The 13,188-nt window shown below is 70.1% G+C and carries 10 protein-coding genes and 2 tRNA genes; 6 read left to right on the top strand and 6 right to left on the bottom strand.

The window, feature by feature from the left end:
- The first annotated feature begins 254 nt into the window (after positions 1-254).
- From AC08OU_RS15345 to AC08OU_RS15355, 3 genes are all read left to right on the top strand, one after another.
- Entirely contained in the window at positions 255-731 is a 477-nt protein-coding gene (locus AC08OU_RS15345; RefSeq protein ID WP_462187053.1) for a hypothetical protein, read from the top strand.
- 14 nt (positions 732-745) lie between these two features.
- On the top strand, positions 746-1,552 hold the full coding sequence (gene orn, locus AC08OU_RS15350; RefSeq protein WP_476600685.1) for an oligoribonuclease: 807 nt from the start codon (positions 746-748) through the stop codon (positions 1,550-1,552).
- Between the two features lie 209 nt (positions 1,553-1,761).
- Positions 1,762-1,837, top strand: a tRNA-His gene (locus AC08OU_RS15355).
- Between the two features lie 77 nt (positions 1,838-1,914).
- Here AC08OU_RS15355 and AC08OU_RS15360 read toward each other — a convergent pair.
- The gene (locus tag AC08OU_RS15360) at positions 1,915-2,631 is read right to left on the bottom strand and encodes a response regulator (RefSeq protein ID WP_462187051.1); all 717 of its coding nucleotides are present in this window, start codon (positions 2,629-2,631) and stop codon (positions 1,915-1,917) included.
- Positions 2,632-3,175: 544 nt separating this feature from the next.
- On the opposite strand from AC08OU_RS15360, the gene AC08OU_RS15365 reads away from it, so the two are divergent.
- Entirely contained in the window at positions 3,176-4,747 is a 1,572-nt protein-coding gene (locus AC08OU_RS15365) for an aldehyde dehydrogenase family protein (RefSeq protein ID WP_476600688.1), read from the top strand.
- Positions 4,748-4,799: 52 nt separating this feature from the next.
- Here the strand turns inward: AC08OU_RS15365 and AC08OU_RS15370 are convergent, their stop codons facing one another.
- The gene (locus AC08OU_RS15370; protein ID WP_476600683.1) at positions 4,800-5,558 is read right to left on the bottom strand and encodes a polysaccharide deacetylase family protein; all 759 of its coding nucleotides are present in this window, start codon (positions 5,556-5,558) and stop codon (positions 4,800-4,802) included.
- Between the two features lie 340 nt (positions 5,559-5,898).
- On the opposite strand from AC08OU_RS15370, the gene AC08OU_RS15375 reads away from it, so the two are divergent.
- Positions 5,899-6,636 (top strand): DUF459 domain-containing protein, encoded by a 738-nt coding sequence (locus AC08OU_RS15375; RefSeq protein WP_476600681.1) that lies wholly within the window; start codon positions 5,899-5,901, stop codon positions 6,634-6,636.
- Positions 6,637-6,789: 153 nt separating this feature from the next.
- Here the strand turns inward: AC08OU_RS15375 and AC08OU_RS15380 are convergent, their stop codons facing one another.
- Both AC08OU_RS15380 and AC08OU_RS15385 read right to left on the bottom strand, forming a co-directional pair.
- Positions 6,790-7,104, bottom strand: a complete 315-nt coding sequence (locus tag AC08OU_RS15380) for a hypothetical protein (RefSeq protein WP_476600679.1) — start codon at positions 7,102-7,104, stop codon at positions 6,790-6,792.
- Positions 7,105-7,267: 163 nt separating this feature from the next.
- The gene (locus tag AC08OU_RS15385) at positions 7,268-11,182 is read right to left on the bottom strand and encodes an ABC transporter ATP-binding protein (RefSeq protein WP_476605184.1); all 3,915 of its coding nucleotides are present in this window, start codon (positions 11,180-11,182) and stop codon (positions 7,268-7,270) included.
- Between the two features lie 583 nt (positions 11,183-11,765).
- Between AC08OU_RS15385 and AC08OU_RS15390 the strand changes: the two genes are divergently transcribed.
- Positions 11,766-11,838, top strand: a tRNA-Lys gene (locus tag AC08OU_RS15390).
- A 159-nt stretch (positions 11,839-11,997) separates the two neighbouring features.
- Here AC08OU_RS15390 and AC08OU_RS15395 read toward each other — a convergent pair.
- Positions 11,998-12,258, bottom strand: coding sequence for a tyrosine-type recombinase/integrase (locus AC08OU_RS15395; RefSeq protein ID WP_462188400.1), 261 nt, complete (start codon positions 12,256-12,258; stop codon positions 11,998-12,000).
- Positions 12,236-13,003: a site-specific integrase gene (locus tag AC08OU_RS15400; RefSeq protein ID WP_476600674.1), complete on the bottom strand. Its 768-nt coding sequence runs from the start codon at positions 13,001-13,003 to the stop codon at positions 12,236-12,238. Before AC08OU_RS15400 ends, AC08OU_RS15395 begins: the two co-directional genes overlap by 23 nt.
- Between the last annotated feature and the right edge of the window lie 185 nt (positions 13,004-13,188).

Consider the following 13,188-nt stretch of genomic DNA (forward strand, 5'->3'; position numbering starts at 1 on the left):
GATCTAGGCCGTCTTGCCCTCGGCAGCCGCATCGACAAGCGGCTGCGTCTCCCGTGCCGGTCCGGACCACCCGTGCCGGTCCGACGCCGCGGCGGCAGGCGTGCCCGTCGACCCGCTGTCGGCCCACTTCCCCCTCCCCCTGCCCGACTGCGCGCTTCGATCCCGGTCGGTCCCAGGCCGCGGGAGTCGGTCACATCCCCGCCTATTAAAGTGACCCGAACCCATGGGCGGCATGGCGGAGGGACGCAGGCAGCGTGGATGCCCTCAGGCGGGGTTGGGTCGGTCTTGCGCTGTTCTTCGCTGCCCTGGTCCTGATGCCGATCCTGGTGTTCAGTTATCACAGCCAGGAACCCCGGTCCGGTCCGGCCCCGGCGGCATCCCCCGCACCCGACGGTCGTCCATCCCGGCCCGGCCCGGGCGCCGTGCCCACGCCGTCGTCGACGATGTCCGTCGCGCCGTTCACCTTCGCCGGCATCCACCAGGGCGAGACCATCTCGGGATTCCGCACCATCCGGGTGGAGACGACGGGCTACGCCGGCACCCTGACGTACGTGCTGAATGGACCGATCGGGCCGTACCGGCGGGATCTCCCCGGCCCGCCGTACCTGTTCACGCCGCATCCCGGCGGATGGCAGACTTCCGAGGTCCCGGACGGGCTGTACACCCTGACCGCGATCCTGGTCGGAGCCGGGAACACTCAGATCTCCATCAGCTTTACCGTCAGTAACTGAACAGGGACCGTAAGATGATCTCGGCGGAGCAGGCACTCAGCTATCCCGATGAGAACCCGAGGGTGCACGTGACGACGGCGACCGCAGACCATAGTGTCAGCGGGATGGATCGACTGGTGTGGATCGACTGCGAGATGACCGGCCTGGACGCCGCGTCGGATCTACTCCTGGAAGTGGCCTGCTTGATCACGGACAGTGAGCTCAACATCCTCGACGAGGGCATCGACCTGGTCATCTCGGCGCCGGAGGAGGCGCTGCAGACCATGGAGCCGGTCGTCCGCGAGATGCACGAGGCCTCGGGCCTGACCGCCGCCGTCCAAGCCTCCACCTTGTCCCTCGCCGACGCGGAGCGCCAGCTCCTCGACTACGTCCGCACCCGGATTCCCGAGGTGCGCAAGGCCCCGTTGTGCGGCAACTCGATCGCCACGGACCGCACCTTCCTCGCACGTTACCTGCCGTCACTGGACGCTCACCTGCACTACCGCATGATCGACGTCTCGTCGATCATGGAGCTCGCCCGCCGCTGGTACGTGCGGGCCTACTACGCGGCTCCGGTCAAACGCGGCGGCCACCGGGCCCTAGCGGACATCCAGGAGAGCATCGAGGAGCTGCGCTACTACCGACGGGCCGTGTTCGTCCCCCAGCCGGGGCCGGGCACCGAGCAGGCCCGCGCGATCGCCGCCGAGATCCGCGACCAGGCCGATGCGTCGCTGGCCGCCCTGACCGCCGGAGGCTCCGAGCACCCGCAACCAGACGACCCGGCCGGTTCACCCGCGCGGCTTAGCGGGGGATCTTCCACCGCCCGCCTGAACGGGCAGTGATCTCGGCGAGCGCGGCCAGTGCGGTGAGCGCGGCCAGCATGACCGGGGTAACCCCCTTGCCCATCCGGTGGCGCGGACCGGTACGATAGCTTCGCTTGGTCAGGCGGCGCGGGTGGAACATCCCGGATTCGGAACATCCCGGATTCGCACCGGTCGGAGGATCTCCGGTCCGGCCGGGTGTCCTCCTTCGGCATGGCAGCCAGGTTCTGGTGGGTGTAGCTCAGCTGGTAGAGCACCGGGTTGTGGTCTCGGTGGCCGCGGGTTCAAGTCCCGTCACCCACCCCAGAGCGATATCCCGCCGACCAGGCCCCGCAGGGTGGCGGACGGAGGCCCACCGCGGCAGCCGTGCGGCCCCGCCGGGCTCACTCGATGTCGAACAACCCCTGGCGGACCGCGTACATCACGGCTTCCATCCGCGAGTGCAGCTGCAGTTTGTCCAGGATGTTACGAACGTGGTTCTTGACCGTGTTCTCACTGATGAACAGCTTGCGGGCAATCTCGCGGTTCGCGCGCCCCTCAGCGACCAGCTTCAGCACCTCGAGTTCTCGCGCGGTCAGGTGCGGGGCGTGCACCCGAGGACGGTCCTCGGTACCACGGGCCATCGTGGCGAACTCGACCATCAACTTCGATGCCATCGAAGGACTGATCAGACTCTGCCCATTGTGGACGGCCCGCACCGCGTCGGCCACCTCGTGCGGCGGAATCGACTTCAGCAGGTACCCGACCGCACCCGCCTTGATCGCCTCGAACAGGTCGGACTCCTCGTCCGAGACCGTGAGCATCACGATACGAGTGCGCGGAACAGCACGTTTGATGGCACCCGCCGCGGCGATCCCGTCCCGGCCCGGCATCCGGACATCCATCAGGACGATGTCCGGCGACGTCCCGGAGGCCAAGGTCAGAGCCTCTTGACCGTCACCGGCCCGGCCGACGACGCTGATGTCCTCCTCAATCTCCAGGACCGTCTGCAGGCCCTGGAGGAACAACTCATGATCATCTACTACGAGGACCCGGATCGGCGCGGAGCCCTCGACGGAGTCGGCTTCAGCGGCCGACGGCGGCACGACACTGGCCGTCATCACACATCCGGGAATCAGGATCGAATCGTCCGAGTGGCGGCAACCCGGACGCGCACGAAAGATGGTTCGGACACCATCCCACTCTACGTGATGAAGTACACACCCGAGGTCGTGACGGCGCCGAAGTGGTGCCGCCATCTCGCCCGATAAACGCATCCGACATGCCGGAAATAGTACGCGGTGGACGCTGCCACCCACCCGCATATGACCATGTTCGCGCGGCGAGTCGCGCCGGGTTTCCTCCTGGCAACAACCCCGGCGACCAACGCGAGCCAGCAGCACCAGCAGCACCAGCAGCACCAGCAGCACCAGCAGCACCAGCAGCACCAGCAGCACCAGCAGCACCAGCAGCACCAGCAGCACCAGCAGCACCAGCAGCACCAGCAAGATCATTAGATATCGAGCAAGGGCGATGAGTGGCCACATGGCGGTTTATGCAGGAAATTACCGAGTGTTATTACACTGATACAGTCATCTAAGAACCCTCGAAATAGTGGGCCGCTTTGCCTGGCGTGATCGGCGGATGACCGTCAATATCACCGGTATGGCCGCAGCATCCAGCAGCTCCCAGCCACGACTCCACATTAAGCCGGGTACCACCTGGTCCGAGGCGTTCGCCACCTGCCGCCAGATTGCCCCCGAGGCGTTCGACGAGGACCGCCTCCGTAATCTCTGGGGCGGGCACTGGCATCGAACTGGAAACCCACTGCACAGCCTGTCCCCCGTCGACGGCACACCGATCGCCGGGCCCCCGATGATCGAGCTGGACGAGGCCCGGGAGGCGATCCGGGCCGCTCTCAACGACCACAAGCACTGGCGCGACGTGGCGCTGCCCGAGCGCAAGGCCCGGGTACGCGCCGCCGTCGACGCCATGGACGCCCACCGCGACCTGCTGGCTCTCCTGCTCGTCTGGGAGATCGGCAAGCCCTGGCGGCTGGCGCGCACCGACGTCGACCGTGCCCTCGACGGGGTGCGCTGGTACATCGACGAGATCGACGGCATGATCGCCGGGCGCACCCCGCTACCCGGTCCGGTGAGCAACATCGCCAGCTGGAACTACCCGATGAGCGTGCTCATGCATGCCGTGCTCGTCCAGATCCTCGCCGGCAACGGCACCATCGCCAAGACCCCGACCGACGGCGGCGCCGCCTGCCTGACGCTGGCGAGCGCGCTGGCCCGCCGGGAGGGTCTGCCGGTCTCGCTGGTCTCCGGATCGGGTTCCCGGCTGAGCTCGGCGCTGGTCCGCGCCCCCGAGATCGGCTGCCTGGCCTTCGTGGGCGGCCGGTCGGCGGGTGGCCAGGTCGCCGCCGCCCTGGTCGACACCGGTAAGCGCCACTTCCTCGAGCAGGAGGGCCTCAACGCCTGGGGCATCTGGGACTTCTCCCAGTGGGACGTGCTCGCCGCCCATCTGAAGAAGGGCTTCGAGTACGGCAAGCAGCGCTGCACCGCCTACCCCCGCTACGTCGTCCAGCGCCAACTGTTCGACAGGTTCCTCCAGATGTACCTGCCGGTGGTCTCCGGCGTCCGGTTCGGCCACCCCCTCGCTGTCGCCGACGACGCCGACCCGCTGCCCGAGCTGGACTACGGCCCGGTCATCACCGCGGACAAGGCGACCGAGCTGGCCGCGAAGATCGACGAGACGATCACGAAGGGCGGCGTGCCGATCTACCGCGGAGACCTCGCGGACGGCCGGTTCATCCCCGGGCAGGACACCTCCGCCTACGTGCCGCCGGTGGCGGTCCTGAGCCCGCCGGCGTCGTCTGCGCTGCACCACGCGGAGCCGTTCGGCCCGGTCGACACCATCGTCGTCGTCGACTCGGAGGCCGAACTGCTGGCGGCGATGAACGCCTCCAACGGCGCGCTGGTCGCCTCACTGGCCTGCGACGACGAGTCCCATGCCCGCCGGCTCGCCGGGGAACTGCAGGCGTTCAAGGTCGGAGTCAACAAGCCGCGCTCCCGCGGCGACCGGGACGAGCCGTTCGGTGGCCGCGGCGCCTCCTGGAAGGGGGCCTTCGTCGGCGGTGTCCATCTGGCCAGAGCCGTCACCGTGGGCGCGGACGCCGACGAGCGGCTCGTCGGCAACTTCCCGAGCTACTCCCTCTACCCGGCCGTCTGACCTGCCCAGCCGTCTGACCTGCCCGGCCGCTCCTGCCAGAAGGAGGATGCGGCTAGGCCGGCAGGCCGTGCTCGGCGAGTGGTCCGAGGCGCAGGCCGGCGTCGTCGCAGCGCGCGGCGATCCCGGGCAGAGCCCCGAGCGCGCTGCGCCAGGCCTCGGGGGCCGATGTGCAGTCACAGTCGTGCAGCAGCACCGTGGCGCCCCCGCGCAGGTCGGGGGCGAGGGTGTCCAGCACGCTGCCCGGCGTCGCCTCGGCCGTCCAGTCGCGTCCCCACGCCGACCACAGGACGGGGCTGAGGTCGAGGCGGCGGGCCGCGACGAGCAGCCCGGCCGAGAGGATGCCGTGCGGCGGCCGGACGAACCGCGGCGCGCGACCGGTGATCTCGACGACCAGGTCCCGGGTGCGGGCGAGATGGTCGTGCGTGGAGCGGGGACCGCGCAACAGCATCGGGCGATGATCCCAGCCGTGCACGGCCAGCTCGTGCCCGGCGGCGGCCATCTCCCTCGCCAACGTCGGTGCACGTTCCAGCAGACCACCGAGGACGAAGAACGTCGCCCGCACGTCGAGTTCGGCGAGCACGTCGAGGAACTGCGGCGTGGACACGGGATCCGGACCATCGTCGAAGGTGAGCGCGACGTGATCAGGCGCGCCGAGCCCTGCGAGCACCGGCGTCCACCGCAGCCGTAGTCGACGCAATGTGGTGAGCGACGGAATGCCGTAGGTGAACCCGGCCACGCCGCCCAGGGTCAACGCCGCGGCGGCAGTACGGCGGGCCATGGTGGGCCTGCGCGTCGCAACGGACCGCGTCATGGCGAAAACTCTGCCACAGATCCGGTCTCGCCTTCCGACCAGCACCCCCATGCCCGCCGCCACAGGGCAGCCCGCCGCCATGGGTACTGCCATGTCCTACCCACCCCCCACCCTCCGTCTCGGCCACGACCGCCCGCGGTAGCGGGAGCTACTCGGGTCTCTGGATAGAACAGTTATGGGAGGTACGTTCGGTAATGTCCGTTCGTGGGGACGGCACACCCGTCACCAGAACAGCGCCGGGCGGGAAGCACGATGAGGTGGTGGGTAGCCGGGCAGAGTCGGACGTGATCGGGGATCCGGTGATACCGGCCCGGTGCGGCCGGGCAGGAAGGGGCGGACCGTGCGGATCGGACGGCTGGGACCGGTCGGCTGGCTGTTCGTCGTCGCGATCGTCCTGGTCGGGGGCACCCTGGTGGTGAACAGGACCTCCGACGACAGGCCACGGGTGGCGTTGTGGGGCGACTCGCTCGCCTGGGAGGCGGGTAGCGCCTTCGACGAGGCGGCCCGCGCGGACGGCGGGACCGCCGTGCTGGTGCGCACCTGGGGTGGCACGGCGCCCTGCGACTGGCTCATGGACATCCGCGACCAGGCGCGGCGTTGGCGGCCGACCACCGCGGTTCTGGTGTTCTCCGGCAACCAGGTGACGCCCTGCATGCAGGGTCGTGACCTGGTGACGGCCTACCGGGAGGACGTGACGAAGGCCGTCAAGATGCTGACGAATCAGGGCATCGGAGTCGTCCTCGTGGATGCGCCGCCACGGCGTGACCAGACGGTCGACGAGGCCGGGATGACCCTGTTGGACCGCCTGTGGCGCCAGATCGCCGCAGAGCACGAACGTACCCGGGTGGTCCCCGCGGGCCGGGTGCTGACCATGAACGGCCGGTTCACCTCGACGATGCCCTGTGCCGCGGGCGAGACCTGCGAGCCCGGGGGGGTCGTCACAGTCCGCAGCCCCGACGGGGTCCACTTCTGCCCGTTGCTCCAGAAGCCGATGACGGCCTGCCCGGTCCCGTCCCCTGGCGCCGTCCGCTTCGGCACCGCGATCGCTCGGGAGACCCTCCAGCCGGCCGAGGGCTGACCGCCAGCCGACCGACCAAGGGCCGACCGGGCGGGATCCACCATCTTCCGGTCTTCCCGGGACTTCCCGGGGCTTCCCGGGACTTCCGGGACTTCCGGGACTTCCGGGACTTCCGGGACTTCGTGGGACCTCGTCGAGAATCCGCCGGCATGTTCAGGCGACCTTGCGGTGCATCCCGATCCGACGGCCGCTCAGCGAACGACGATGATTACCCAGCTCGTCGTGCCAGGAGAGGAACGTCTGATCGGACGCGCCGACCTGGGAGAGCTTGTAAGCGAGTTCGGCGGCGAGCGCCTCGACCTGGTGCGGCCGGTGGACCCGGACCCACAGACCGTGCTCGTCGAACGCGGCGACCCTGGCGCGGTCCCGCAGGTCGGCGTCCAGCTGGTCGGCGAGTTCACCGGGTGTGGCGATTCCGCTGGGCAGCCGTGGCCAGGCGATCTCCATCGACAGACCGTTCGCCTTCATGATCCCCTCCTCTGATCGCCGCCGGCCCCGGGTGACCGCTCGGCCGATCGGGGCGACGGGCGGGCTTGCTCGTTGCCCCGTGAGGGCATCCCCTCAGGCTTGAGGGCGAACCATGACATTACGGAATGAGGCCGCCCTCGCCGGTCAGCCAGCCGCTTGACGGTCAGCCAGCCGCTCGCCGATCCGCACCGCTGTCCGCGGTCGGGCTGAGATCCGCGGGCGTGACGGACTCCGCGGGCGTGACGGACTCCGCGGTGAAGGCGGCCCACAGGCGAGAGTACGGGCCGCCGGCGTGCACCAGCTCGGCGTGCGGCCCCTGCTCGACCACCCGGCCGTCCGCCATCACGACCACCCGGTCGGCCCGGGCCGCCGTGGTGAGCCGATGGGCGATGACGATCGTGGTCCGCCGGGTGGCCACCGCCTCCGAGGCGGCCGTGACCGCCGCCTCCGTCGCGAGGTCGAGCGCCGCGGTCGCCTCGTCGAACAGCAGGATGTCCGGGTCGGCGAGCTCCGCGCGGGCGAGCGCCAGGAGCTGACGCTGGCCGACGGACAGTCCCCGGCCGCGTTCGCCGACCAGATGATCGTAGCCGTCGGCCAGGCGGGTGATGAACGCGTGGGCGCCGACCGCCCGCGCCGCCGCCACGACCTCGGCGTCGGAGGCATCCGGCCGAGCGTAGGCGATGGCGTCCCGGACCGTCCCGGAGAACAGGAACGGCTCCTGCGGAACGACACCGAGCCGTCGCCGGTAGGCGGGCAGGTCGAAGTCGCGCACGTCGACGCCGTCCACCCGCACCGCACCCTCGGTCACGTCGTAGAACCGGGCGATCAGCTTCACCACCGTGGACTTGCCCGCGCCGGTCTCCCCGACCAGGGCGACTGTCTCCCCCGGGGCGATGCGCAGGCTCACCCCGTTCACGGCGTTTCCCGCCGGCCCGGAGTTCTCCGCCCGCGCGGCGGTGCTTCCCGTGTAGGCGAACCGGACGCCGGCCAGGACCACCTCGCCGGCCAGCCGCCCGACCGGTCGCGGGTGCTCGGCCGGCGGCGTCGAGGTCGGAGTCCGCAGCAGCTCGGAAAGCCGGCGCAGACCGACCCGGGCCTGCTGATAACCGTCGAGCACCTGGGACAGTTGCTGCACCGGCGCGAAGAAGAGGTCCACATAGAGCAGGAACGCGAGTAGTGCTCCCGGCGACAGGGATCCGCCGACGGCAAGGTGGGCGCCGATTCCCAGCACGAGAGCACCCGCGACCCGGGAGAGGAACTCGACGAACGGGAAGTAGAGAGCGATCATCCGTTGTGCCCGCAGCCGCGAGCGGCGGTAGCTGTCCGCGAGCTCGCGGAACCTCGCCTGGTTGACCGCTTCCCGGCCGAACGCCTGGGCGATGCGCAGGCCGGTCAGGTTCTCCTGCAGCGATGCGTTGACGGCGCTGACTCGTTCCCGGGACTCGGTGTAGGCGGCGGAGGAGCGACGCCGGAACACCACCGTCGCCACGACCAGGATCGGCAGTACGGCGACGACGACCAGGGCGAGCTCGGCGTCCAGCACGATCAGCGCCACCAGGACGCCGAAGAAGGACAGCAGGCTGACGATGGCGGTGGTCAGGCCGGTCTGCAGGAAGGTCGACAGGGCGTCGACGTCGGTCGTCATCCGGGTCATGATCCGGCCGGCGAGCTCGCGCTCGTAGTAGTCGAGCCCGAGGCGCTGCAGCTGCGCAAAGGTCTTCACCCGCAGGATGTAAAGCAGCCGCTCCCCCATCCGGCCCGTGACACGGGTCTGCCCCACCTGCACCGCCCAGTTGACCAGTACCACCGCCAGCGCGACACCGGCGGTGGCGAACAGGACGTCACGTGCCCCGACACTCACACCGGCGTCGACGGCATGCCGCACCAACGCCGGCAGGGCGAGACCCGCGACGGCGTCGGCCGCCACCAGCAGCAGGCCCAGGACGAGCGGCCAGCGGACCACGGCCAGTAGCCGGTGCAGCGAGAATGCCGGGTCGGGGGCGGCCGCCGCAGCCTGGTCGACCCGCGGCTCGTCGAGCGCCGGGGGCAGGGCGTCGACCCGGGCGAGCAGGTCGGGGGTCGCCGGCATGTCACCGAAGGGGCCCCCGCCGCCGAGCCCCCGGCCGAGACCGCCCCGGGTAGCACCGCCCCGGAGACCACTTCCTTTTCCTTGCCTACTTCCTTGCCTATCCAGAGCCTTTTGTGTCCGATTTATCCCTCTGGATAGGCAAGAAAGGTCGGGGTCGGGGGACGGGGACGGGAGCTGGTCGGGAAGGCCCTCACCGGGGCCGGCGAGCAGATGGCGGAACAGAGGACATCGGGCCGTCAGTTCGGCCTCGGTCCCGACGTCGACGATCCGGCCGGCGTCGAGCACGGCGATCCGGTCGGCGAGGCGCAGGGTGGAGCGCCGGTGCGCGATGAGCAGGGTGGTGCGGCCACGCATGATCGTCCGGAGCGTGTCGTGGATCTCGGCCTCGATCCGGGCGTCCACGGCCGAGGTCGCGTCGTCGAGGAGCAGGACGCGGGGATCGGTGAGTAGCGCGCGGGCGAGCGCGACGCGCTGGCGCTGGCCGCCGGAGAGGGTCAGGCCCTGTTCCCCCACGACGGTGTCATAGCCGTCGGGCAGGCCGCGGATGAAGACGTCCGCCTGCGCCGCCTGCGTGGCCGCGACGATCTGGTCATCCGTGGCACCCGGCCGGCCGTAGGCGATGTTCGCGCGCACCGTGTCGGAGAACAGGAAACTGTCCTCGAAGACGACCCCGATCTGCGCCCGCAGCGACGACAGTGGCACCGTGCGGATGTCCACACCGTCAAGCCGGACCGTCCCGGCCTGGGGATCGTAGAACCGCGACAGCAGCATCGCGACCGTCGACTTGCCCGAACCGGACGTGCCGACGAGGGCGACCGTCTCCCCCGGCTCGATCCGCAGGCTCACGTCCCGCAGCGCGGGGCGGGACGGAACGTAGCCGAACGTGACACCGTCCAGGTCGACCAGCCCGCGGACCCGGCCAAGGCGCACGGCGCCCGGCCGGTCCGTGATCGCCGGCTGCGAATCGATGATCTCGAAGATGCGTATCGTGCTGGCCTTGGCCTGCTGGCCCACGGTGAGCAGGCCGGCGAGGGTCCGCGTCGGCCCGATCAGGGCGCCAAGATAGGTGCTGAACGCGAGGAAGGTGCCGAGGGTGATCCGGTCCGTCAGCGCCAGCCAGCCGCCGAGCGCCAGCACCGCGACCTGGCCGAGCGCGGGAACGGCCTGCATCGCCGCACCGAACCTGCTGGTGATGCGCACCGCACGCATCCGAAGCGCGAACAGCCACCGGGCGTCCACCGCCAGCCGGTCCAGCTCGCGGGCCTCCTGCCCGAACCCCTTCACCACCCGGACGCCGGCGACGGCCTCCTCGACCACTCCGGCGACCTCGCCGGCCTGCTGCTGCGCCGCCCAGGTCGCCGGGAAGACCGTGCGTCGGGCGCCGTAGCCGACGATGAACAGCGCCGGCCCCAGCGCGAGCGCGATGACGGTGAGCAGCGGGGACAGCCAGGCCATCACCACAAGGGACACGACGAAGAGCACCAGGTTGCCGCTCATCATCGGCAGATAGGACAGCAGACCCTGGACCACGGTGACGTCCGAGATCGCCCGGCTCACCACCTGCCCGGTCTGGAGCTGGTCCTGCCGGGCCCCGTCGAGGCGCTCGATGGCGCTGAAGACGGCGTCGCGCAGGTCGTACTGGACATCGAGGGAGAGCCGGCCACCGACGTAGCGTCGGACGAACGCGGCGGCGAAGACGACGACCCCGGCCCCGAGCAGAATGGCGACATAGGGTGCAAGAGAGTGGCGGTGCGTGACGACGACGTTGTCGATGACCTGCCGCTCGACCAACGGGACGGCGGCCGTGACGAGCGTGCCGAGCAGCGCGGCGCCGAAGGCCAGGGCGGCGTTGCGGCGGTACACGAGGATCTCGCGGAGGATCCTGCGCAGCCAGCCGACCGCCGGTTTCTCCGGTCCGGGGCCCCCGGCTTTCTCCGGCCCGGCATCCTCGGCTTTCTCCTCGGTGGCCGTAGGTGAACCGGGAGCCACCGGGGAGCCGGGGGCGGCAGGCCCCTCGGCTGGTTGGGGCCGTGGGCGTGGACTGGGCAACTGCGATCGCTCGACGGGACCCGGACCCGGGTGCGGGCTGGGGTCCGGCCGATCCGGCGGTCCGTGCGAGGGACGGGCCGTGTCAGCGGACGATGCTTCGGAGCTCGCGGTGGGCCTCCAGGTCGTCAGGTCCGATTCGGTACCCGCGTGACGCCGGTCCGGATCGGACGCGAGGGAAGGGACGAGACGCCAAAGCCACCGCGTCCCGGCCTCACCGCGGTGTCCCGGCCTGACCGTACGTCCGGCAGGCCCGCGGCGTCGGCCACGTCATGTCTATCAGCGAAACATTCCTGGAACCCCGCTGATGCCCGTTACGGCTCCGAGCCGAGACCACAGGCAGCCCCGGGACCCGGGCAAGATCCCGGGTAAGACCGGCCCCGGAGGACACGCAGGGACCCGGAGCCGCCGCCACCAGTGATCTCCAAGGTGGCCGCCGCTACCGGGCGCCGTGCCTGCACCCCCGGCCACTCGTCTCCAGTGCCTGGTAGAGTTCTGCATGTCGCCGCGGGGACGCGGAGGCAACGCGCCGCTAGCTCAATTGGCAGAGCAGCGGACTCTTAATCCGCGGGTTCGGGGTTCAAGTCCCTGGCGGCGCACCCGTATCTACCAGGTCGCATGACTCTCGGTAGTCTCTTCCAGAAGGTCTCTGTACCCACTTCTGTACCCCAGCCTCTCTATGCCCTGATGGCAGACGCCCCGGGCGCTGCAAGGTACACAGCCATCCCGGGGCGCCGCCGATTCGCTCGGGTACACGGTCAGCCCGCGAGCTCCTCCCCGCCCTCCTCTTCGTTCGTCTGATCGACATCCTCTTCGTCGTCCGCCTGATCGCCGAAAATCCGGTCGAGCCGGCCGACCGCGTCGCGCTGGGTCTCCGGCATTACGTGGGTGTAGGTGTTCATGGTGAGCTGGATCGTGGAGTGCCCGAGCAGCTCCATCACCGTCCGCGCCGCTACACCCTCGGCAAAGAGCATCGACGCGAAGGCGTGGCGCAGATCATGCAGCCGCAGCCACGGCAACCCGGCCTGACGGCAGGGTCTGCCGGACGTGCAGCGTCGCTCCGTCGATGTCGACGTCCGTCCAGCGCAGGCCGAGGATCTCGCCACGCCGTAGCCCGAGCATCAGTGCGCAGGCGAAGACCGCTTCCAGCCGCTCGCCGCGGAGCACATCGACGAGCCGGCGCGCCTCTTCCGGGCGCAGGGCACGGACCTCGCGATGCGGTGTCGGTGGCGCCTTGACCGCTTTCGCGACGTTGCGCGCCACGAGGTCCAGCCGTTCGGCCTCCGCCAGCGCGTTGCGGATCAGGCTGTGCACGTGGCGGACGCTCCCCGCCGACAGCCCCGACTTCTTCGCCGCCGCGACGAGCCGCCGCACGTCCAACGGGGTCATCTTGTCGAGCTGCACACGGCCGATCATCGGCACGATATGCGTGGTGATCAGCCAACGGTAGGCCCGCAGCGTCGACGCCCGCGTTCCGTCGTCCTCCTTGATGGCGAGCCACTCCGTCAGCCACACCGCGACCGTCCGGCGCTCTGCCGTGACGTTGACGCCGAGTTCGGCCGCATTCCTGACCTTGGTGAGCTTCTCGCGGCATTCCTTCTCCGTCTTGCCGTAGACGGTCTTACGGACGCACTTCCCGTCCGCCCAGCCGAGATCGATGCGACCGACCCACAGGCCGTCGCTCGCCCGCTGAAACAGCGCCCCCTCACCCTGGGAACGCCGCCGCTTCCGCCGGTCCTTCCCGGCCCCCTCCCCCGCGGCCATCAGGCGACATCCAGGGGGTTGCCGTCGGGCCATTCGGGCTCTTCGAAGTTAAGCGGGTTTGAGGCATCTGCGGGCTCGGCGGGTGGTTGCGCAGCGTGTTCGTAGCCGCTGGTTTTCGGGGTTGCGGTAGCCGAAGGCGTTGCGGGCGTCGAGCTTGATTACCCGGTTGTGGCCTTCGCTGGCGG

Source organism: Frankia sp. CcMO1, from assembly GCF_977945845.1.